This window comes from Bacillus nitratireducens (assembly GCF_036320425.1).
Classification (GTDB): Bacteria; Bacillota; Bacilli; order Bacillales; family Bacillaceae_G; genus Bacillus_A; species Bacillus_A nitratireducens.
On sequence record NZ_JAUMJO010000014.1, the window covers coordinates 1 to 21755 of the forward strand.

Consider the following 21755-nt stretch of genomic DNA (forward strand, 5'->3'; position numbering starts at 1 on the left):
AATTGAAGCCCGTCAGGGTTTATTTGATATGCCTACTTTTATAAAATCTATAAAAGATAATAAAAAACTATATGGAAAGACCGCATTTTGTATAAAAATATACCTTAAGTTGATGGATGTGTGGTGCTACCCCATTAAGTAGAAACTTGCTATATAGAATAATTTTTTTATATGATAAAGTGGGCTTATGCTTAAATGAAAAAAGGAGAGTGACCCAGATGGCAAACCAAAATGAAGCGAACGCTTTACCGCCAAAAACATGTACGATTGAACGTCTCATCACGATTCAGGAAGACATTGAAAAAGTGCTTGCAGGACAGAAAACGGCTACTCGCCGCAACGGGAGATATGCGGATGTCGGGGAAGTGATGGAACTTCAAGGTCACCGGTATGTTGTGGAGAATGTCTATTCGCAGTCACTTGGCGAATTGACTGATGAGCATGCCCGTCAAGAAGGCTATGTGAATGTGGAGGAATATAAGCAATCTATCCTTTCTCTTCACCCTGGCATGCCGTGGCTGCCAAATATGAGAGTTTGGGTTCATGAGTTCCGTCCCATCAAAGGTTAATGTGATATAAGGATGGACATGTTGTATCGACTGCTTCTGTATGTACATATTTTCAGTGTAATCTTATCCATCGGCCCGTTTTTTGTATTGCTCCCGCTCATCAAAAAATTGCGGGCTTCAGAGGTCCGAACACAGCAGGCTTATCTGGATGTATTTCGATTTTCGGTCAGGCTGGCCAAGCATGCCGGGCATGTGCTGGTTGCATCCGGGGTTCTGCTTGTACTGGCGGGTCCTTGGACTTGGAAGACCCCTTGGATAGTGATGACCCTTATTCTCATGGCGAGTTCATTATTTTTCCTGGCCCGCGCTTTTTCGCCGACCATTCGGAAATTCAGCGAAACGGGCCAAGACAAGGACACCTTGATTCAATTGTTACGGCGTTCTGTTTGGATTTACATTGTTCTTTTAATGGCGATGTTATGGTTCATGGTGACAAAGCCTGCGTTGTGGCAGGGGTGATAGATCTAGGGTGAATAGCGGCTTTGTGTGATTGCCGTTTGAATTCGCCAGGCGGCATGGAACAAGGTGTAGGTGTTAAAAAAATTTGATCAAAACCTTGTGTGAAGTATTGTTTTTTCAGCAAAAAACAAGAGCTAAATTTTGAAAAAAGTCTAATCAAAATTTAGCTTTTTGGCATTTTACCCACATTCATTTTTTTTAAAAGGTTTGATCAATTTATTTAATATATCTTTTTTGTCCCGTAGATAAATCAGTTATACTGAAGTATCCATTTCTTATATCTACTTTGCCTTCTAGGTCTAATTAATCTTTTATAAAAAGAATCGTTTCCGTACCCCTACCAAGGTACAGAGAGCTTAATGCCATAACATTGCTATACAATTGTAAGTCAATGTAGTTGCTAGAGTATTATACAGTGGAAATTCACATGGAAATGATAGAGCTACAATCACAGACTAAATAAGAAAAAAAGCTTCCTTATGAAGACTGTTTCATAATACCCCTTCTTATTAAATATGGGTGATATTTTTTTAATTATATATGCTTTTGTTTTCTCGGCTTTGTTTGTATTAATATACAAAGTTCCAACGTTTATCACATATAAATATCTATTTTTTTTAATAAGGTTCGATTAGAAATAGAGGATAAACCCTTGTTAATTAAGGGTTTATAAAAAACTTCAAACTTTTTATCAAACTTCATTAAAAGCTACACTTATTTCAGCTTTTCAGCTCTTCTTCAATATAGTGGCCCAGTACATAACGATAACGATCGATCACAATGCTTGCTACAGAATTGCGCCCTTTAATTGAATAACTAAAATATGATCTCAATCCTAAAATCACTTAATTCTTCTTCAACTAACGCTACCCGTTACTTTAAGTACAATATTTTACAATCTGGATTGATTGAGCTATGATGGCTCAATATTATTTTTCTAAGTTTACTATTTTACTTCCTTCTCAATGGTCTGCTTTATTACTTGAGATGCTCGATCAATGCGAATTCTCATTTCAGGTTCTGTATGATTTGGTAGAAAATCAGTGATCCAGACGAGAATACTTTCGTTCTCATCCTTTGCAAAAACTTGAAAAGAAGCATGATGATGAATTAAGGGTGGATTACTTCCTTCGACGACTGCATAAGAGAACCGATATGTTTCGGCATCAATCGAAACAATCCGTTCACGTACTACTCCTCCATGTGGAAAATATAGAATTCTATCATTACCGTCTAACTGGGTATCCAAAGTATACCCTGGTACAAACCGTTGATGTACAGCACCGATATCACTCACTGCGTCCCATACTTGATCAGCATTTGCTTCAATTACGATTTCTTTACGAATAGTAGCCATTTCTTTCTCCTCCTTCCTCATTATTATATTTTTGATTAATATGTAAGTGTTTTTTATTTAAGTTATTGTTTTGTAATAAAGTTTGATCAAAATGCTTGGGTTATTTGTTGCTAGTGAATAATTTTTTATAAAAAAGTTTAATCATTTTTCTACCTGTGTTTGCTCAACAATCGCGCCCGATTGCGGAATAATGATTTAACCTAGTTTTCATCATATTAATTCCTGAAAATCCACTGTTTATTGAATGATCAAAATCTCTTATTGCGATATTAGATATTTTTCTTTGAAGATGGGACTTAATTCACTCCAAACATCAAATTTATTACCATCTAAATCACAAAAAACAAAGTTCTTTCCAGTGTGTCCTCTGTTCTCGATTTCTCCAACTTTTATTTCTTTTTTAATAAAATCACTATGGATTGATTCAAGTGCATTTAAACCATTAACTTCAAATGTTAAAGAGAAGCGCTCTTCATCACAAAAATCGTAAAAATTTAAGCTTTGATTTGCTTGGGATTTAACCAGAAAAAAACTTTGGTTTGCAAAGTTAAGAATAGCCTTGTCTTCATCTTTATAGCTTAACTCTGCACCTAATTTGTTTACATACCATTTTGAAGAAAGTTCTACATTGGTAACAGGAATATAAATAGTTCCAATCCTCAATAATTTATCTTTCATCCTACTCTCTCCTTTCAGTAATTCAAATAGCATTAATAAATATGTTCTCTTTTTATGTACCTAGTGCCTTTGAAAATTCCACAATTTTCTTTATGATGTTTCTTTAGTTTCACAAACTCGCTCCATTAAATGGCCCTTTAACAGAATAACTTTATTTCACTCAATAGTTCCTTAATCCACCTTTTATTCAGATGTTCTTTTTCTTTTCGTCATAAAAATTGAAGTTTTACACCGATACTTTGTCCACTATCCCCTCGACCTTGGTATGTAGACGCAAATTTATCCGGAATCTGAAAATGTTTAGAATCCAATAAAAGAATGCACTGAAAATAGTTTGTATACAAAGTTTGAGTCTTGCTAGAAGAATAAAATTGCTGCTGCAGTAAATAGTGGAATAAATCCTTTTAAAATATACACAATAAAAATATTGAAAAGTCTTTTCGAGAGGAGTCCATGTTGTGTTTCCTATTTTTAAATTTTTAAAACAAGGACGTTATTCTATAAATGATCAAGGCAATAGAACTCCAAATATACAGAAAGAAAAAGTAGTAAATCAAAACATCAACTGTGACTTATTCCAAAACATTAATAATCTTCAAATACTTTTTCAACAAGCTCCTGATCTGGTAATTCGTCAATTTCAACTAGTAAATGAATCAGAAGCTGCTTTAATATACTTATCAGGATTAACAGATAAGCAATCTATTCATAATAATATACTCCCCCCTTTGATGCATAAACCGTTTGATGTTAGTAATGGTCTACCTGTAACAATAGGAGAAATTGAAGTGATTAATACTTGGAATCAAGTCGAAAATGCTATTTTTCAAGGAGATAGTATTTTATTAATTCACGGTCAAAGCATGGGGTATCAACTAAATACAAAAGGATGGCCACAAAGAGATATAACAGAACCGAGAAATGAAATATCTCTAAAAGGGACTCATCAAGGGTTTGTAGAAACATCTAGTCAGAATATAGCTTTAATACGAAGATATATTCCTAATAGAGAATTAGTATTAAAAGAGGTTTTAATTGGAAGTAGAGGGAAAACCAAAGTATCTATTTTATATTTAAGAGATGTAGCTTCTCAAGATGTACTTAAGGAATTGGAAACTAGAATTCAAACTATTAAGGTGGACTCGATTATTAATACTGGTGAAATAATTGAATTTATTGAAGATAATCCATATTCACCCTTTCCACAGTTTATCTTGACCGAAAGGCCAGATTCAACTGTATCTCACATCCTTCAGGGAAGATTCGCCATTGTTGTGGATCGAAGTCCCAGTGTTTTAATTGCCCCTATAAATTTTATTTCCTTCTTTCAAGGGGTAGATGACTACAATACCCGTTGGTTAGTATCTTCCTCTGTTCGATTATTACGTTTTATGAGTTTTTTTATTGCCTTATTGCTACCAGCAACTTATGTGGCGTTTATTTCATTTAATTTTGAAGTTATCCCTGTACAGCTCTACTTATCAATCGCAGAATCAAGAGAACGTGTTCCGTTTCTTCCGGTGATAGAAGCTTTACTTATGGAGATTACCTTAGAAATGATGAGAGAGGCTGCTCTTCGTTTACCCACTCCCATTAGCCAGACCGTAGGGATTGTTGGAGGGATTGTGATTGGACAAGCTGCTGTTCAAGCTGGGATTGTGAGTAATATCATGATTATTATTGTTGCTGTTACAACTATAGCTTCTTCTATTATTCCTAATTTTGAAATGGGTTTGGCAATAAGATTATTGCGTTTTCCTATGATGTTATTAGCTGCTTTATTTGGAATTGTAGGAATTATTATTGGCTGGATGACTATAATTGCACATCTTATAAGTTTAGAGTCTTTAGGTACTCCTTATGGTAGTCCTTTGTCACCTTTTCGAATATCAGGTATGAAGGATACGTTAGTTCGCTTTCCTTTATGGTCAATGAAGAAAAAATCTAAAAATATTACGAAGAATCAAAAAGAAAATAATCCTGATTAAGGGTGAAAATATGAAGAAATATGCATTTAATGACATCACTGTCATGCAATATATTTTTATAATTAATGCCTCACAAATAGAAACTGGAATTTTATCCCTTCCTAGGGTACTTGCAGAAAAAGCTGGAACGGATAGCTGGATAGCACTATTTATTGGTTGGTTTTTCTCCATGACCGCCAGTATTTTTCTTATTCAAACAGCCAAACACTATCCAAATGATACCTTATATGAAATTCTTATTCGATTATTTGGGAAAATTATTGGTTCCATGTTAATTATTCTTTACATGATTTATTTTGCTTTTTACGCATGGGCAGTTTTAATTAATGGCATGCTTTATATTAAGGGCTGGCTTCTTCCCAAAACACCAGATTATATTATTTTGTTTCTGTTCTCTATTCCAACCTTTTTAGTTGCACGTAATGGTGTTCGTATAATAGGTCGATACTGCGAATTATGTTTTTATATGACAATGTGGATTCCAATTTTTTTCTTGATCCCCTTAAAAGAGAGCAATTGGTTACACTTTCTTCCAATACTTAAAGCGGGTTGGAAACCTATTTTTTCGGCTGTTCCAACTACTATCTTTTCCTTTATAGGATTTGAAATTGCATTTTTTCTTTATCCATTTTTGCAAAAAAAACAATATGCAACGCAAGGCATTATTATAGCAAACACCTTAACATTTGTATTTTATTTATTCACTGTAGTTGTTTGCTTTTTATACTTCAGTCCAGATGCAATTTTAGAGTTTAATCAACCCGTACTAAACCTGCTTAAAGTTATTGAATTTCGTTTTTTGGAACGGTTTGATATGATTTTATTGGCTATTTACTTAATTGTCGTTTCTACTGCATGGATTCCTTGTGTATACGGTGCTGCATTTTGTTCTAGTCAACTAATGGGGAAACAAGATCATACTTTTCATGTAGCTATTTTTTTATTGGCAGTAATTATAGTAACGTTTTGGATCCATCCCTCATGGAATGAATCTGAACTATTTCAAAACCTTACATCGAAAGCTGGACTTGTATTAGCTTTCTTATTCCCTGTATTTTTATGGATATATAACTTAATCCACAATAAATACTTTCGGAGGGAAGCACATTGAAGCAGAAAATATTATGCAGTGTTTTAATTCCGCTACTATTGCTCACTGGGTGTTTAGACCAAATGAATGTAGAAGATGTTACACTCACGCTTATACTGGGTTTAGATTTGGACGATAATGATAATTTGAAAGTATACTTATCTAGTCCTGTTTTCAATAAAGAAGCCAAGATTAAAGAGGAACAATATGGTGTGAAATCTGTTACAGTACGAGACTCTCGTGAAAAATTTGATACTATGGTTATGGCTTTGACATCGGGAAGTAAGACACAACTTATTTTGATTGGTAAGCGACTTTTAAAAGAAAAGAAGTGGGTGGACTATTTAGATCCTTTTTATCGAGATCCCAAAAACACGGTTACTACAAGAATTGTTGCTGTGGATGGACCTGTTTCAGACATAATTTATTATGCTCCCAAGAATAAACCACGTCTCCCTATATATTTGACAAAATTAATTGAGACTGGACATAGAAGAAATATTACTGTAAAAACGACTCTTCAAGATTTTCATAACCAAACAAAAGAAAAAGGAATGACAGCGAGTGTAAGCGCACTTAAAAAGAATAACAATATTAAGTTGACAGGTTCAGCATTACTTGATGAAAAAAATAGATATAAGTTAACTATTACACCAAAAGAAAATTTATTATTAAGCATCTTACAGAATAACATAAAGGGAGAATATCCATTTACTATTGCCGTTCCGCTACAATCTGAAAGCAAAGAAAAAAATTGGCTAAGCTTTAGTGCTCAAGGTACCAAAGTAAAAACAAGTGTACAATACAAAAATCATTTTATTTTTAATACAAATGTACATATGAGAATTTTAATTTCAGAACGACTGTTTCCTTTTAATGTTAGAAAGAATGGGGAAAGATTAGAAAAAAGCATTGAAAAGCAGTTGAAAAGTGATTTAGAACGTTTAATAAAGAAAATACAAAAAGCAGAAATTGACCCTATAGGATTGGGTGTGTATGCACGAGCTTATACATATCAGGATTGGAAAAGAGTACAAAATCAATGGGGGAAATCATTAGCAAAGGCCGATGTTAACGTTAAAGTACATGTTAAAATTGGTGGAATGGGAACAATCAAGTAGCAAGGGCCCCGAGTAATAATTTTTTTGAGACATTTCCTATAAGGAGAGCATCACATCGCTATTAAGTTAAGAAATACATTCTTCCACAAGATAAAAAAGTCGATTCCTTAACGTAATTTTGTTGAAGGTGGTTTAGCGTATAAGCTCATCGTCGCTGGGTATAAGAAACGCAAACGTTCTATGTTGGGTTTCAAATGGTATAAAAAAGAGCGTCAGACTGAACAAACAAAAAGTGAACTCATCTCAAATGTATCGCATGACTTACGAATACCATTAACATCTATAGTGGCTATGTTGATCTTATTCATCATGATAAGGTAAACAAATACCTAAAAACGCGAAAATTGATATCTTCAAATTGAAAATATATAAAATTCTTGTTTTGGAGTTTTATATATTTTTTAAGTTGATGGGCATTTGTTGTGACCCCTATTATACGGTTATAGTACTACCCGTAAAAATTTATTTAGCGCTAACCCTAGTTGACAAATAACTCAAAAAAGAACCCCTATGTATTAAATATATATAAGAACAATTAATTACCTAAATATAAAACCTGTATCAATGATTACCGAGTAATCATTGATACAGGTTTTTTTTACTCCTTTTTTTAACTAACGCACCCTTTAGTTGAAGTTTCAATTCACTGTTAAGATCATAAACAACTAAAAACCCACAGTCTCTTTGATGGCTGACCATTGTATTTCAGATTTAGATTCATTGTTAGTCATCATCGCTCCAACAAAAATGTCATCACTATTTTTATTATTCAAATAGTGTTCAATAGTTAAATTGATAATTTTTGAGGTATACAAATCTAATATTTCATTCTTAGGAACCCAAAATAATTCTCCTTCGTCAGATGGAATAAAGTTCATATGCTTAGTTTCTCCGATGTAAACATATTGTTGACGTATTTCTCCACTATTTTTTTCAAGCAGAATATATTTAAGCCTAAAGTTTTTGATTTCGTCTTTTTTAAATCCCGTCTCTTCTTCAATCTCCCTGTAACTAGCCACCATTGGTGAATTAATTTCATTGGATTCCATATGACCTCCAATTCCACCCCAAAATTCAAAATTAAAGATTTTACTTTTTTCCTTTTTCATCATTAATACACTTCCTTGATGAATTAGGAATGCAGTTGCCATTTGTCGGACTTCCAATAATACCATCCTCTCTATTACACAATGAAATACCATAAGCTGTAGCAATATATTCTTATCATATTAGGAGATAATTCTCGTTCGCCTCTAACTTGTATCGTATCGAGATATTCTTTTACCAATGGTATAAAATACAAGTTTTCATCCATAAGATAATATATTGTCCCATTATCTGTTTGTCATTCTCTAATGGATACAACCTAACGTCATTTGTCCTTTATTACTTTTTCCTTATGGGATATTGTCATTTAGGTACTAACTCCTTTAAATACACTTAAAGTCAAGGTCCTCGTACTGAGGCTACATCCTCCTCCAACATCATAAAGAATATACATTTTAAAAATATCGTAAATTATCCATTATCACCATATACTTTAAATTTATACTTGAAGATAAAAAAAGATAGTAGGAACTTTCTATCCTTACTATCTTTACTCCTAATATTTAAATATCTTTAAAATTAATAGGTTCTTTTTTATAATTTATAAAATATAAGAGATGTTTTATACTTGATGCTTCCGCCTAATTATGTAAGTACAAACTATACAATATGTAACTTCTAACCATTCTTACTTAATCTTCTTCTCTCTTTTTCTAACCGTCTAAAAATCACACATATAACACCGCCCGCCACTGTAAACAGAATGCCAGGCACCAATAATAAAAGTCCCCCTCCACTCATCCAAATTAACGCTATTCCTAAAATCAAACATATAATTCCAATTATCATCTGACCTCTTTACCACCCTTTACATAAAATTTCACCATGTTTATAAAAACATTCCAATAAATTTATACCTCTTTACTTATAGCAAGCTCAATACTACTAAACTATCTGCTTCTCTCCCTTACCTTCAAGGAATAAAACCCTACGATTCCATTTTTCTCCATCATACTATATATTATTATAATAACATATAGTATGATGGAGAAAAAACGAGAGGAGATTATTATGGTAACGATTGGAATTGACCTAGGAACAACGAATAGTTTAGTAGCCTATTGGACGGATCATGGTGCAGCCCTTATCCCAAATGCATTTGGCGAATATCTTACACCATCTGTCATCAGCGTTGATGAGAGCGGTGAAGTTTTAGTCGGACGCATCGCCAAAGAACGGATGATTACCCATCCGCACGTTACAGCATCAACGTTTAAGCGATTTATAGGAACAGAGAAAAAATACGAGTTAGGCATGTATACATTTTCTTCAGAAGAACTTTCATCTTTTATCATTCAATCTTTAAAACAAGATGCAGAAGCTTATTTAAACGAAGCGGTTACTGGTGCTGTCATTAGCGTACCTGCTTATTTCAACGATGCTCAGCGCAAAGCGACAAAACGAGCTGCTGAAATTGCTGGATTAAAAGTTGAACGTCTCATTAGTGAGCCAACGGCAGCTGCTATCGCTTACGGACTGTATCAGGAAGCGGCAGAGACAAAATTTCTTGTATTTGATTTAGGCGGCGGAACATTTGACGTGTCCATTTTGGAATTATTTGAAGGAGTGATGGATGTTAAATCGATCGCCGGCGATAATTATCTTGGAGGCGAAGACTTCACAAACAGTCTCATGGCCTTTTTCTTAGAGTCACACCAACTCGATTCCGATTCCCTTGACTCAAAAACACTATCTTTAATTTATGCACAAGCAGAACGTTGCAAACTTACATTATGTAATGAGCCTGCCGCGATTATGAAAGTCGTTATTCATAATGAGACGTATGAAACTCGTATTAACAGAAGTGAATTTGAAAAATTAGTAACCCCGCTCCTCTTACGGCTTCGCTATCCAATTGAACGCGCGCTTCGTGATGCGTCGTTAAACCCTAAGGATTTAGATGCTGTCATTCTAATTGGCGGGGCGACAAGGATGCCGCTTATCAAATCCGTCATTTCTAAAATGTTTGGACGCATGCCTCATGCGAATATTAATCCTGATGAAACGGTTGCTTTAGGTGCTGCGATTCAAGTTGCTTTAAAAGAACGAAACAAAGCACTAGAAGAAGTTATCTTAACCGATGTTTGTCCATATACGTTAGGAACTAGTGTTGTTCAAGCGTTAGGAAACGGACAACAAGAATCCGGATACTTCTTCCCGATTATTGAACGAAATACACCGATTCCCGTAAGTCGAGTGGAACGACTTTATACTGTCAATAATAGACAACACTCCATACTTGTCGATGTTTATCAAGGAGAAAACCGCTTGGTTAAAAATAACTTAAAACTTGGCGAACTTAAAATTAAAGTCCCTCCTGCTCCTGCTGGACAAGAGGCGATTGACATTCGTTATACATATGACATAAATGGCATTCTCGAAGTCGAGGTAATAAGTACAACGACTGGAGAGAAAAAAAGAGCAATTATCCAACAAAATGCCGGAAATCTTACAGAAAAAGAAATTGAAGCTAGACTACTAGAATTGAAGGAAATTAAAATTCATCCACGAGACCGGTCCGAAAACCGATTGCTGCTCGCAAAAGGCGAACGGCTCTATGAAGAATTACTCGGTGACGAACGCCAGAAAGTTGCTATCTTGTTACAGCAATTTGAAAATGCGCTCACAACGCAAAACGATAAAAAAGTGAAAGAAGCTGCTCATATATTAAAAGAGCATTTAGAGAATATTGAAAGGTGGGTCAGTCATTCATGAGCATTTGGGAAACGTTAGAAATTGAGCCTACCGATAATATTGCAGCTATTAAAAAGGCTTATGCAAAACTTCTAAAGATCTATCATCCCGAAGACGATCCTGAAGGATATCAGAGGCTGAGAGAAGCATTTGATAAAGCGATAAAAAGCGCAAAACAAATGAAGACCGTACCTCCCTCTCAACTAGAAAAAACAGATGAAAACGAAGGATATTCCTATATCTATCCTGTATCTCCTACATGGATGGACCGTGATGCTGAACTTACCGCTACTCTCGTTTCAGAACATCCCGTTCACGCATTTACGGAAAAAATCGAGACGCTGTATAACGATTTCTTTGCACGAATCGAACCGAAAAATTGGGAAGACTTATTAAGTTCCGATGTGATATGGGACGTAGAACATGCAGCAGTGATTCAAGATAGATTAATAGAATTTTTACAATATCATTACCATTTCCCCCGCTCGATTTGGGAACTTCTCGACAAAGTATTTCGCTTTAGTGAGCAAAAAAAGGAGTTAGAGTTTGAATACGGTGAAGAAACGGTACAATTTTTGCTAGAGAGAATGAGTGGCGAGAAGGAAATGCGTTATGATATTTTCAAGAAAAGTGATGATTTAGATTTTGAAGCGTATTTTCATTTACGTGAAGAAGTCCAGCTCACACTTATGAATAATAACTTAGAAGCGGCAAAAAGTGCACTCGATTTTGCATACGAGCTTTATCAAGAAGATCCGGAACTTTTACGCATGCAGGGCATTTATTATTTGCGCATAGAAAGTAAAGAACGTGCGTTACAATCATTCAATGACATACTTGTCATTTGCCCGGATGACCCAGACGGTTTACTTTATCGGGCCCAGGTTTACTATGACCGCGGGCAATTTGCAGATGCTATCAAGGACTGTGAGCATCTACTTTCGATTGAGCCGGAGCATATGGACGCACAGTTCTTAATAGTGAAGTATTCGTTCGAATCAGGTGATATAGAAACTGCAACCACTAGGGTGTTGGATGTGGTAAAACCTTATCCAGAGCGTGCAGAATTTTTTTCATACAGTGTTCGAATTCACACTGAAACTCCAGAGAAGAGACATAAACAAGAAATAAATACGAAGTTTATTATTGGCTATGCGCTATACCTTTTATTTCTATTTATTAGCCGCACCTGGGTTTATTTGATCTTTATGATTCTTATTGTTTTGACCCCACTACCATCTAAATATGCATTACTTCTCCTACTCCCACTTATTTGGGAAGCATGGAAATTCGTTAGGCTTAAAACATTAGCATAAGGAGGAGACAGAATGCCTGTTTTATATAAAAGAAAACGAGAGAAACAGCTCGAACTATATTTCCGCTGTCTGTCTTCCGTTTCTTTGAATTGTTTTTATCTTACAAACTACTTTACCCGATATGAATTCACCCTTATCAGAGACCGCTTTATTGGGAAACGTTTTTTGAAGAACGTGTTATGGACATGGAAGATTGAAAATTCAAAGGAGTTAAAAGAGAAAATCATTTGGTTTTTAGAAGAAGGAACACGGCAGGAATTTAATCGTATACGCCATCAATTGACCCCTCTTTCCGAGGCAGCACGAAAGCAATTATCGAAAGACCATCCTGACTATGAAAAACTTTATATTGCTAATTACGGATTACATATTTTGACGGATTCCGGAATTGCAGCGTTTGATTATGCATGGTGTATCTGTTTATGTCGGGTCGGTAGAAGACTCGGTTATTTATCAAAACAGGAAGCAAAGAACTTTATGATACAGGCTGCACGACTTTCACAACATTCTTATTCAGATTGGCACGAGTATTTTAACGCCTTTCGTATCGGCAGCCACTTTAACGCAAATGATATAGAATTCATAAATAAAGATAAGTATAATATTAATTACGTATCGCACTTGTTTGATTATAAAAAAACTCTATTGAGTGTTGTTCCATGGGAAAATAATCTACTTAAAGATTTAAGTTAAATCATGCTATGCTTCTTAACCAAATTGATAACAAATCCTAGGAACTATGATTTCCTGGGATTTTATTTACATATAAGGTATTTGTTGAACTACCCCCACTTTCACTTCGTTTAGAAGAGGGGGATTCCTAAGTAAAGGGTTCTATCGAACTCTAATTTATTAGGCTAACCCCGCAGTCCTTGCGGTTAGAGGCCTTATCGCTTCATTCTTTAGAGTGATACTTGCGTTAATATCCCTATCATGGTGTGTACGACAAGAAGGACAGTCCCATTTACGTAGGTTTAGATTTTTAACGTCTTTGTTTTGATATCCACAACAAGAACATAATTGGCTTGAAGCAAATGTTTTCGATACGACAATGACTTGTTTGCCGTACCATTTTGCCTTATATTCCAACATATTTCGAAACTGTGACCATGATACCTCACTAATTGCTTTTGCTAACTTATGATTCTGTAACATATTAGATACTTGCAAATCCTCTATACCAATAACATCGTGGTTTTTGATGATTTCAGTTGAGACTTTGTCCAAGTAATCTTTTCTAGCATTCGTCATGTATTCATGAATTCTAGCTACTTTTACTCGTTGTTTATTCCAGCGAGAAGATCCTTTCATTCTTCTAGAAAGAACACGTTGTACTTTTGCCAACTTCTCTTCTAATGATCGAAAAAACTTCGGATTTTTATAGGTTGTTCCATCTGACAAAATGGCGAAATCTTTTAGCCCCACATCCATTCCAATGTAAGAATTTGTTTTCGGAAGTTCTTGCACTTCTGTTTCAACTAACAATGACACAAAGTATCTGCCAGAAGGGTTCCGTCTAACTGTAGCATTTAAAATACGTCCCTTTACTTCACGACTTTTGGCAAATCGAACAAGACCTAGTTTAGGCAATTTCATTTTATTTCCTATAACGGCAATGTTTTCATTTGTTTGTTTTGTGGTATAAGATTGTACGTTGTTCTTCTTAGATTTGAAACGCGGGGCATTGTTTTGTTTTTTGAAAAGGCGTGTATAAGCATCCGCAAGGTTGCGAACAGACGACTGAATCGCAATACTATCCACTTCTTTTAGCCAAACAAACTCTTTCTTCATGGCAGGAAGTTTGGCAGAGCATGTACCATATGTCAAACCTTTTCCTGTTTCTTTGTATGCATGATCCCATAGAGATAGGAATTGATTGAATACAAAACGAGAACAGCCAATCGTTTTATTGATTAGGATCGCTTGTGCTTTATTTGGATAGATACGAAATTTATATGCTTTATTGATCATCATTCGTTTCACCTCCATTTCGATATGTGTCTATTATACAACAAACATACATTCGATAGGTAGTGAAGTAACAGTTTATGTATGTCGAACAATTAAGATGGCTTCCTGCCATCCCTTGTCCGAAGCCAATTCATCTCCCACCTACTCACTTCGCGTTCCTTGAGGAAGGAGTCTTCTTGGCTAAAATGATAAAAAACTGATTCTTGCAGGAAGAAGAGATTACATTGATTAAAAGAACAAGGGGTTCTGTTGCAAAGTTTCCTACATGAAGCTACACTCTAGAAAATAGGATATAGGAGAATCAGACATGAGGTACTTTAAAGGAAAACAATTCAAGAGAGATATCATTTTAGTAGCTGTCGGCTACTACTGCCGTTTTTCTTTAAGTTATCGCGATGTATCTGAAATCCTGAAAGAACGTGGTATTTCAGTTCATCCAACAACCATCATGCGATGGGCTCATGAATATGGAAATCTCATCTATCAAATTTGGAAAGTAAAAAATAAATCTGCACGCTTATCTTGGCATTTGGATGAGACGTATATCAAAGTTAAGGGAGAATGGCATTATCTCTATCGTGCAATTGATAAAGATGGAAACACGTTAGATATTCAACTTCTTAAAAAACGGGATCATCAGGCTGCCTATGCCTTTATGAAAAGATTAGTAAAACATTTTGGAGAACCAACAGTTCTCACTACAGACAAAGCTCCGGCCTTGCTTTATGCGTTTAAAAAACTGAAGAAGAACAGCTTTTATGTACGTACAAAACATTGTACCTTTAAATATCTCAATAACCTGATTGAACAGGATCATAGGCATGTAAAGAGACGTTTTGCCAAATCCGCAGGATTTCGAAATCTTCGTCATGCTTCACGAACCATAAAAGGGATTGAAACGATTCAAGCCATATATAAACAAAGACGAAGTCTTGAATCAGACTCCGTCTTTTCAGTGTACAAAGAGCTACAGCAATTAGTAGCGATTGCTTAAAGTCTATTTCCAATCTGTAGACCTCTCTATATTTTTTCTAACTTTACAACAGAACCAATTTATCTTAGGTTAATAGAGATGTGTTTGAACAACCTACTCCTGACAAAAACATGACTGGAACAGCTAAAGCTAACAGTTTACGTTTCAGACTCACCTACCCCTTTGTTTGTTTATCTGTTACTTAATCTTTTTCATTTCCTTATGCCCTTCATCTATTAACTTAGAAGCGGTTTTTAGTTCATCAACTGCTATTTCTACGCTTACTTTGTCTCCCATAGATAAAGCAGTTTGCATATGGTCTACCCCTGCTTTTACGTATGTCATTGCTTCATCTACCTTATTGCGTACAGGAAAATATTTTTGGTCGTACTCTAATTTTTTTACCTTGTCTACTGTATCTAGGAAAGGTTCAGAAAGCTCTCTAAACTCAGTTGCTTTCTTATACTGTGATTTCTTGCTATTGATAAGGTTATCAATATCTCTAGCTTGGTCTGTAAAATCTTTCATTAGATATTCTAGGTTTTTAGGGTAGTCTTCTGGTTTATTTTGCTCTATTGAAACTTTAATTTCTTCTTTTTCTTTCTGATTGTTTACACAACCTACCGCTGATAATAACATGACTGGAACTATTAAAGCTAAAATTTTACGTTTCATTATGTATACTCCTTCTTAACAGTGTTGTAATTGACTAACATATGGAACTGTAACATAAAATAAATAAACAAATATAAGCTCATTTTTTGTCCTTAAAGGAAATTCCTCCTTTTTTTTCGTATTTTCATTTAATGAAAAGTAATTCTCCAAATAAAATAAAAGAACTTGTAGCAGGCCCCGCTACAAGTTCTTTTAGCTAAATATTTTAGCTCATCAAAACAAAATATACATTTTACACAATCGGGGTAATTCCTAAAATATGGTTTGTTAACATCATTATATAACATAATTATGAATTTTTGTTAAAAATTCATAATTCTTAGATAAAACGCACTCCACTTTCTTACTTGTTTTTATTTACATGTAGTTTAACCATTTGAAAGTAATAAAGTGGTAGATGGATTTATTCATGTTGAACATATAATCGTTGTCAATATTGATACACAAAAAGCAACCGTTTATTATACGGATGCTTTTTGATTGCAAATATTATTAAAATTAAATGAATTCCTTAATTTATATCCTTTTCAGATTCAGCCCAGCTAAACGCTATTTTATCGAAAGTAAACTTTTACATATTAGTTTACTTTCAGTGATAGAAGTAGAACCAAATGCCCATCAACCCAATATTTTGAAGTACCTCCAAAAAAATTCATCTCAGATACAACAAAAGAGCCTTACCTCTGCAGGCAAGACTCCACTAGTCTAGTTATCTAGTATTTACATAGCAAATAAGAAACATAAAACATATAATACCATGTAGCAGAACCCTAAGATTCCGCCTATAGCTAGTACCTGTTTAACCCAGCTCTTGAATTTCTGATTACTTTTAATAATCGCTTGCACTCTTTCCATATCCGTTTCCTCCTATTAAGGAGAACCCTTAAAGACTCTCACCTCGCTATGATACCATTAAGGAATGACTAATAGAGGTCTAATTTTTGTCTAAACATATAAATATGCAATATTGCATATAGAAATGTATCGTTATAAAAGTAAGCGTTTACTATAATGAAAGCATAAAGATAAATTACATCTTAACATCAACAAAAGAGGAGGAAATAATATGACAATCGCAATGGCAGTTTTAAAATTTGTAGGTGCAGCACTTCCATTAGTTCAAGAACTTTTAAAAGCATTTATGTAAGTTCATTATTTAGCAATTATTTATAAAAATTATCATACAAATGATCTGTATATCAAAGATGAATTGATGTGCAGATCATTTGTGTGAGAAAAGTCCCTTTAAGCATTATGAAGGGACCTTTTTAAATTTCTACATACTTAAGGTTCCGTCACATCAACATCAAGTTAAAGCACTTTTAAAACATTAAAAGGTGCTTTTTTTTTATAAATTCGAAAGTGAACTTTTAAATATTAGTTTATATTCATTTTCCCATAATTATTAACCTTATCTCGAATCCCTTAATATTCTAAAAATCAGCAACAAAAGTATACATTCAGGATGTTGATTTATCTCTTTTCTTTAAAGACGATAATACAAAGAAATATAAAACAGCTGGTATTATTCCAAAAAGAGCATTCCATACTAAGCCAGGTACCATAAAAACAAATGAAAACAATATACCTAATGAAATTACGCCAAATATCGCATAAATAAATAGTTGAACTAAATGAATTTTTTTAGGAGAATTCAGTTTACTTAAGACCTTTTTTGTAAACCAATCAATCAATAATGAAACTGGAATTCCAAATAATATAAATATAGGACTAATGTAGATTATGGCTATCATAAATATATCTAGAAATGAAAATTGATACGGATTAGCGAAAACAAAATCAAGTATTTCGAATGACGTAGACATAATTAATGCTGACAATATAGCTGCTATCAACCTTCTTAATAAATACACTGTTTTATCTCCTTTCATAAAAATTCAAAGTAAATACACTTGTAATATTTAGTTACCATAACTTCCGTTATTGGTAGCAAGATTAAGGGGGAACTCTACACTCACAAGGGAACCTCCTTTTTTTCGCTCTATGGACCTATGCATTTTTAAATGACTGATTAACTGAAAAAGCCAATTCCAATGGAATCAGCTTTTTTCTCGCTTTGTTGCTATTTTATTATTTCGATTTTCCCATTATTTGAATTTAGTTTAACTAAATTTTCACCTTTACCAATAACAACATTTCCTTTATATTTATTGAGAATATCGATTCCCCCATTATTACTATGAACATCAAAGGTTGTATTGGTTGGCTCCTTATCTGTTTTAATCATAATCTTCCCATTGCGACTTTTCAATTGAATATTCCGATCCAAGTCTTTTGTGACAAGGGAGATTTTTCCGTTGTTCGAGTCCCCTATCAGATTTCCCTCTACATTATTAAGTTCTACTCTTCCATTAGCAGAATTCACTTCAACCTTTTCAGATATGATATCTTTTAAGTCAATTTGGCCATTTTGTGATTCCACGTTCAGACTCTTTATGTCCAATTCAGCCATTTCTACTTTTCCATTAGCACTTTTAACGACAAACGACTTATAAGATTTCTTGGGCACATACACTTTTAAATGTAACGATTGATTATGAAAAAAAATGTTAAAGGAGCGTTGTTCTTTTAATGTAACCGTAAGTTTCTTTTCTTCCACATTTGCAGAAAGATTCAGCTTAGAAGCTTTCACTTCTTTTGATTCTAACTCTATATTAGTATCCGTACCTGTCGTTGGGATGATTTCAACAGTTGCATTTTGAGCGATGACATCTACATCCGTTACCTCATCTGAAATCGATTTTTTCTCTATATTCGTTTCCTTATTCATCACTTGAGAAAATGTAAACAGGCCCCCTACTATACCGATTAATAACAGGGATAGTGCAATAATAGATAATTTTTTAATATTAATCATTTTTCAAACCACCTTTCACAAGAGAAATGTTAAAATTCAAATAATGAATAAACCCCTTAGTTAAAGCACTTGTAGCGATATACATCCCCATTGCAATAAAAAATCCAATTCCGCAAAGACCTAATGCGACGAACAAATCAAATAATAGAAAGTTGCCCAAAACCAGATAAATAAGTACGACAAACGGGGAAAGAATGAAGGCTATCGCTGATGCCCATCCTGCAATAACAACCCCTACCAACGCAATAAAAGGTCCTAATACAATTACTAAGTTAAAAAATCCTAAACCAATAACTGCCCAAGTAGCTCGCATTACATTTACAGCAGAAGTTGTTTGCTCGACTTGATCAAGACGGTAAGATGCCGTTAGTTCCTTGGAAATTTGTTTCGGATTTCCAAGGGATGCTGAAATTTCCTGCTCCGTTTTTCCTTTTTCCATCCCAATCGCGAAATACTCTTCGTAATCTTGTAAAATATCCTGCCGTTCCTCTTGCGAAAGCTTTACTAATGAGGTATTTAATTGTTTCAAAAATTGTTCTTTATTCATTTGCCCGCTCCTTCCTTGATTAAGTGATTGACTCCATTAGAAAACTCGTTCCATTCTGTCAGCAATTCGTGAAGGTATTCCCTACCTTTCTCAGTTAACTTATAATACTTACGCGGCGGCCCTTCTGTTGATTCTTGCAAATATGTCGTAAAATACTCTTCCTTGGTTAATCGTCGTAACAGTGGATAAATCGAACCTTCCGATATCTCGATTTGATCTGAAATCTCCTGAACAAGTTCATAACCATAACGGTCTTGCTTATCCAACAACACAAGAACACACAGTTCCAAGACACCTTTTTTAAATTGTACATTCAATAAACAATCACTCCTTTCTTGAGTGTTTAGGTACTATTCATTGAACAGTACCTAGCAGTAAATAATACATCTTTTGTAATAATTTACCACACCCTATTATTTATTGCAAGGTACCATAAAATTTATTTAAACACACCCTTTTTCGGGAGATGGGCAAAAACACCCTAACAAGAATGTGTTCATTTTTGGAAAGCGAGTTTTACATAACTTTATTTGCTTTTATTTAGGTATAGACCGCAAAATGGCTCAAACCTGCTAAAGATGTTTGAGCCATTTTAACGCTAATTTAAATTGTGTTGTATCAAAATGTTCTTAACAGGACAAAACTCAAGGAATTTTATGTTGAAATTTGCTTAACGTGGTTTACTTCCAAAATGCTGGCGGTACCCCATGTCCATCAAGCTAACCAAGTAACTTACTAGATATGAAACGATCCTTGGTTCAAAATTAGTAAGTGATAGAAAAGTAGGCATGCTAAAGAAGCCTATTAAAACGTGATTTTTTCGCTAGGCATCTTGTCTATGCTTCACCGTCGTTTTATACACAATCCCTAGAATATCAAAGACGGTCATCTTCTTATACCGATGACATTTACGACCGTTCTTTTTGAGTAGCAGATAAAGACGATGCAGAATTTTTAAAAGTTCTTCTGTGCCAACGGCTATCGCTTGAAACAGTAACGGAAAGTAATCTTTAATCATATAAATCGCTTTGTATTCACTCAGCTCATGCTTTGTCTTTTCAAGCAGAAACCGTCGCATTTGAAACATTGTAGAAGAACAGAGGAGAATGCCAATGAGTTGTCCATATAAATGGCACTCTAGGCGTTCTCTTTTAATATTTTTACATTCATCAATTTCAAAAAATGACTTCCACGTTTTAAACAAAATTTCAATCTGCCAACGAAGTGAATACAATGAGTGCACGTTATTCGTTGGTACTCCTTCTAGAGACGTGTTCGTGATGTATACATTCATACCCATTAAACGTTTACTTTTATCCTTCATGACAATGCCTTTTTTCTTTTCACGTATCGCTTGATTTTTCAGGCGTGTTTGCGTTTGATCATCGGTTAAACGATGGATAATGACACGTGCTGGAAGCTTCTGATTTTGGCCAATGTATACCTCGGGGATTTCTATCGTTTCACCTGGGATTAGACCCGACATCATTTTTGTCATATCAAGCTGGATGTATTCTGTTTGCTTTTTTAACGTGCCGTTGTTGAAGTATTCTGGCTCAGGGTTCTTGATATAAATGCGTGTATTCAGCTTCAACCGCGAGATATAGTAAGCCTCTTTATCATGAATAGTTTGTAAGTCTCCTAAATCGAAGTAACCAAGATCACGTAAACACAAATCGCCCGCCTCTACGGTTTCAAGGCAGATGGTACCGTATGTTTTATCATTATTCTTTCCTGGTCCAAGCTGCACGTTAAGAAATTGACCACTAAGTAAATCATATTCCAATTGGATTTTCACGCCTGCCGTATTACTACTCCCGCCTGAACCTTGATAGTTAGTGGCGAAAGGATCAGGCAGTTGAAACACTGTCGCATCTAAAATACGGATACGATTGAAAGTAGAGATCATTTGTGCAGAAAGCGAGTGATTTGAACAGAGTTTTTGTGTGAGAAGAGAAGTAAAGACTTCCCGAAGAAATGCGACAGCTGCTGGGTTAAAGCGTTGATTCAATCCTTCTGAGCTCATCAGTACCCCAGTTGAAGCTTCTAACTGACTGCACAATTGTGTAAGTGATGTGCTAGCGATTTCTTGACTGAGCCATACGCAAAGGGCAATGAGTTCGTTTGCTTGATACTTACTAGATCGCTGTACAAAACCAACTTGTTTGGCGATATCTTGTAGGACTATTGGAGATAAAAAGTATTGTAGCTCTTGTGCGAAAAGATTCAGTTCATTTGAAATGATAGGATTCATCAAAAACGCCATCCTTTCTGGATATTTCTACAAAAAGAATAGCGTTTTCTTCTAAGATAAAAAAGTAAAAATATAGTA

20 protein-coding genes and 2 pseudogenes are annotated in these 21755 nt (G+C 34.6%); 10 read left to right on the forward strand and 12 right to left on the reverse strand.

Annotation, left to right across the window (positions count from 1 at the left end; translation table 11 throughout):
- Nucleotides 1–218 precede the first annotated feature (218 nt).
- Together Q3V31_RS28510 and Q3V31_RS28515 are read left to right on the forward strand one after the other, a co-directional pair.
- Nucleotides 219–569: an ASCH domain-containing protein gene (locus tag Q3V31_RS28510; RefSeq protein ID WP_000013333.1), complete on the forward strand. Its 351-nt coding sequence runs from the start codon at nucleotides 219–221 to the stop codon at nucleotides 567–569.
- Between the two features lie 18 nt (nucleotides 570–587).
- The gene (locus Q3V31_RS28515; RefSeq protein WP_002094774.1) at nucleotides 588–1028 is read left to right on the forward strand and encodes a DUF2269 family protein; all 441 of its coding nucleotides are present in this window, start codon (nucleotides 588–590) and stop codon (nucleotides 1026–1028) included.
- A 946-nt stretch (nucleotides 1029–1974) separates the two neighbouring features.
- On the opposite strand, the gene Q3V31_RS28520 is transcribed toward Q3V31_RS28515, so the two are convergent.
- The 3 genes and pseudogenes from Q3V31_RS28520 to Q3V31_RS28530 all read right to left on the reverse strand — a co-directional run.
- The gene (locus Q3V31_RS28520; protein WP_000201380.1) at nucleotides 1975–2385 is read right to left on the reverse strand and encodes an SRPBCC family protein; all 411 of its coding nucleotides are present in this window, start codon (nucleotides 2383–2385) and stop codon (nucleotides 1975–1977) included.
- 258 nt (nucleotides 2386–2643) lie between these two features.
- Nucleotides 2644–3063: a VOC family protein gene (locus Q3V31_RS28525; RefSeq protein WP_097872453.1), complete on the reverse strand. Its 420-nt coding sequence runs from the start codon at nucleotides 3061–3063 to the stop codon at nucleotides 2644–2646.
- Nucleotides 3064–3281: 218 nt separating this feature from the next.
- Nucleotides 3282–3455, reverse strand: a pseudogene (locus tag Q3V31_RS28530) (IS4 family transposase); the annotation flags it as partial.
- A 66-nt stretch (nucleotides 3456–3521) separates the two neighbouring features.
- Here Q3V31_RS28530 and Q3V31_RS28535 point away from each other — a divergent pair.
- The 4 genes and pseudogenes from Q3V31_RS28535 to Q3V31_RS28550 all read left to right on the forward strand — a co-directional run.
- Complete coding sequence (locus Q3V31_RS28535; protein WP_000483929.1) at nucleotides 3522–5051, forward strand: spore germination protein; 1530 nt, start codon at nucleotides 3522–3524, stop codon at nucleotides 5049–5051.
- 10 nt (nucleotides 5052–5061) lie between these two features.
- Nucleotides 5062–6162, forward strand: coding sequence for a GerAB/ArcD/ProY family transporter (locus Q3V31_RS28540; protein WP_329767567.1), 1101 nt, complete (start codon nucleotides 5062–5064; stop codon nucleotides 6160–6162).
- A complete protein-coding gene (locus Q3V31_RS28545; RefSeq protein ID WP_329767568.1) occupies nucleotides 6159–7262 on the forward strand; it encodes a Ger(x)C family spore germination protein in 1104 nt (367 codons plus the stop codon). Before Q3V31_RS28540 ends, Q3V31_RS28545 begins: the two co-directional genes overlap by 4 nt.
- 204 nt (nucleotides 7263–7466) lie before the next feature.
- Nucleotides 7467–7565, forward strand: a pseudogene (locus Q3V31_RS28550) (histidine kinase dimerization/phospho-acceptor domain-containing protein); the annotation flags it as partial.
- A 362-nt stretch (nucleotides 7566–7927) separates the two neighbouring features.
- On the opposite strand, the gene Q3V31_RS28555 reads toward Q3V31_RS28550, so the two are convergent.
- Complete coding sequence (locus Q3V31_RS28555) at nucleotides 7928–8413, reverse strand: NUDIX domain-containing protein (RefSeq protein ID WP_000179441.1); 486 nt, start codon at nucleotides 8411–8413, stop codon at nucleotides 7928–7930.
- Nucleotides 8414–9380: 967 nt separating this feature from the next.
- On the opposite strand from Q3V31_RS28555, the gene Q3V31_RS28560 reads away from it, so the two are divergent.
- Genes Q3V31_RS28560 through Q3V31_RS28570 form a run of 3 tightly spaced genes read left to right on the forward strand, consistent with a single transcriptional unit; the run spans nucleotide 9381 to nucleotide 13072 of the window.
- On the forward strand, nucleotides 9381–11084 hold the full coding sequence (locus Q3V31_RS28560) for a molecular chaperone HscC (RefSeq protein WP_097872454.1): 1704 nt from the start codon (nucleotides 9381–9383) through the stop codon (nucleotides 11082–11084).
- Nucleotides 11081–12379, forward strand: a complete 1299-nt coding sequence (locus tag Q3V31_RS28565; RefSeq protein WP_097872455.1) for a tetratricopeptide repeat protein — start codon at nucleotides 11081–11083, stop codon at nucleotides 12377–12379. The genes Q3V31_RS28560 and Q3V31_RS28565 overlap by 4 nt, the downstream gene beginning before the upstream one ends.
- A gap of 12 nt (nucleotides 12380–12391) precedes the next feature.
- Nucleotides 12392–13072 (forward strand): DUF1266 domain-containing protein, encoded by a 681-nt coding sequence (locus Q3V31_RS28570; RefSeq protein WP_001144787.1) that lies wholly within the window; start codon nucleotides 12392–12394, stop codon nucleotides 13070–13072.
- A 159-nt stretch (nucleotides 13073–13231) separates the two neighbouring features.
- On the opposite strand, the gene tnpB is transcribed toward Q3V31_RS28570, so the two are convergent.
- Nucleotides 13232–14353 carry an IS200/IS605 family element RNA-guided endonuclease TnpB gene (gene tnpB / locus Q3V31_RS28575; RefSeq protein WP_329767569.1) on the reverse strand — a complete coding sequence of 374 codons (1122 nt, stop codon included), beginning with the start codon at nucleotides 14351–14353 and terminating at the stop codon, nucleotides 13232–13234.
- Nucleotides 14354–14657: 304 nt separating this feature from the next.
- Here tnpB and Q3V31_RS28580 point away from each other — a divergent pair, with 304 nt between their 5' ends.
- Complete coding sequence (locus Q3V31_RS28580) at nucleotides 14658–15344, forward strand: IS6 family transposase (protein ID WP_329767570.1); 687 nt, start codon at nucleotides 14658–14660, stop codon at nucleotides 15342–15344.
- 177 nt (nucleotides 15345–15521) lie between these two features.
- Here Q3V31_RS28580 and Q3V31_RS28585 read toward each other — a convergent pair whose 3' ends face one another.
- From Q3V31_RS28585 to Q3V31_RS28615, 7 genes are all read right to left on the reverse strand, one after another.
- Nucleotides 15522–15998: a hypothetical protein gene (locus tag Q3V31_RS28585; RefSeq protein WP_090814426.1), complete on the reverse strand. Its 477-nt coding sequence runs from the start codon at nucleotides 15996–15998 to the stop codon at nucleotides 15522–15524.
- Nucleotides 15999–16718: 720 nt separating this feature from the next.
- The gene (locus tag Q3V31_RS28590) at nucleotides 16719–16853 is read right to left on the reverse strand and encodes a hypothetical protein (RefSeq protein WP_000442759.1); all 135 of its coding nucleotides are present in this window, start codon (nucleotides 16851–16853) and stop codon (nucleotides 16719–16721) included.
- A 605-nt stretch (nucleotides 16854–17458) separates the two neighbouring features.
- Nucleotides 17459–17872, reverse strand: coding sequence for a hypothetical protein (locus Q3V31_RS28595; RefSeq protein WP_016130733.1), 414 nt, complete (start codon nucleotides 17870–17872; stop codon nucleotides 17459–17461).
- Nucleotides 17873–18081: 209 nt separating this feature from the next.
- Nucleotides 18082–18876: a DUF4097 family beta strand repeat-containing protein gene (locus Q3V31_RS28600; RefSeq protein ID WP_000608212.1), complete on the reverse strand. Its 795-nt coding sequence runs from the start codon at nucleotides 18874–18876 to the stop codon at nucleotides 18082–18084.
- A complete protein-coding gene (locus tag Q3V31_RS28605; RefSeq protein ID WP_097872517.1) occupies nucleotides 18869–19423 on the reverse strand; it encodes an HAAS signaling domain-containing protein in 555 nt (184 codons plus the stop codon). Before Q3V31_RS28605 ends, Q3V31_RS28600 begins: the two co-directional genes overlap by 8 nt.
- Nucleotides 19420–19740 carry a PadR family transcriptional regulator gene (locus Q3V31_RS28610; RefSeq protein ID WP_001102635.1) on the reverse strand — a complete coding sequence of 107 codons (321 nt, stop codon included), beginning with the start codon at nucleotides 19738–19740 and terminating at the stop codon, nucleotides 19420–19422. The genes Q3V31_RS28605 and Q3V31_RS28610 overlap by 4 nt, the downstream gene beginning before the upstream one ends.
- A gap of 506 nt (nucleotides 19741–20246) precedes the next feature.
- A complete protein-coding gene (locus tag Q3V31_RS28615) occupies nucleotides 20247–21677 on the reverse strand; it encodes an IS4 family transposase (protein ID WP_097872518.1) in 1431 nt (476 codons plus the stop codon).
- Between the last annotated feature and the right edge of the window lie 78 nt (nucleotides 21678–21755).

Coding starts and splice junctions, on each gene's coding strand:
- Q3V31_RS28580 (WP_329767570.1), top strand. CDS start 14,658: ATGAGGTACTTTAAAGGAAAACAATTCAAGAGAGATATCATTTTAGTA.
- Q3V31_RS28615 (WP_097872518.1), bottom strand. CDS start 21,677: ATGAATCCTATCATTTCAAATGAACTGAATCTTTTCGCACAAGAGCTA.
- Q3V31_RS28585 (WP_090814426.1), bottom strand. CDS start 15,998: ATGAAACGTAAAATTTTAGCTTTAATAGTTCCAGTCATGTTATTATCA.
- Q3V31_RS28570 (WP_001144787.1), top strand. CDS start 12,392: ATGCCTGTTTTATATAAAAGAAAACGAGAGAAACAGCTCGAACTATAT.
- Q3V31_RS28510 (WP_000013333.1), top strand. CDS start 219: ATGGCAAACCAAAATGAAGCGAACGCTTTACCGCCAAAAACATGTACG.
- Q3V31_RS28525 (WP_097872453.1), bottom strand. CDS start 3,063: ATGAAAGATAAATTATTGAGGATTGGAACTATTTATATTCCTGTTACC.
- Q3V31_RS28520 (WP_000201380.1), bottom strand. CDS start 2,385: ATGGCTACTATTCGTAAAGAAATCGTAATTGAAGCAAATGCTGATCAA.
- tnpB (WP_329767569.1), bottom strand. CDS start 14,353: ATGATGATCAATAAAGCATATAAATTTCGTATCTATCCAAATAAAGCA.
- Q3V31_RS28590 (WP_000442759.1), bottom strand. CDS start 16,853: ATGGAAAGAGTGCAAGCGATTATTAAAAGTAATCAGAAATTCAAGAGC.
- Q3V31_RS28605 (WP_097872517.1), bottom strand. CDS start 19,423: ATGAATAAAGAACAATTTTTGAAACAATTAAATACCTCATTAGTAAAG.
- Q3V31_RS28560 (WP_097872454.1), top strand. CDS start 9,381: ATGGTAACGATTGGAATTGACCTAGGAACAACGAATAGTTTAGTAGCC.
- Q3V31_RS28565 (WP_097872455.1), top strand. CDS start 11,081: ATGAGCATTTGGGAAACGTTAGAAATTGAGCCTACCGATAATATTGCA.
- Q3V31_RS28540 (WP_329767567.1), top strand. CDS start 5,062: ATGAAGAAATATGCATTTAATGACATCACTGTCATGCAATATATTTTT.
- Q3V31_RS28515 (WP_002094774.1), top strand. CDS start 588: ATGTTGTATCGACTGCTTCTGTATGTACATATTTTCAGTGTAATCTTA.
- Q3V31_RS28555 (WP_000179441.1), bottom strand. CDS start 8,413: ATGGCAACTGCATTCCTAATTCATCAAGGAAGTGTATTAATGATGAAA.
- Q3V31_RS28600 (WP_000608212.1), bottom strand. CDS start 18,876: ATGATTAATATTAAAAAATTATCTATTATTGCACTATCCCTGTTATTA.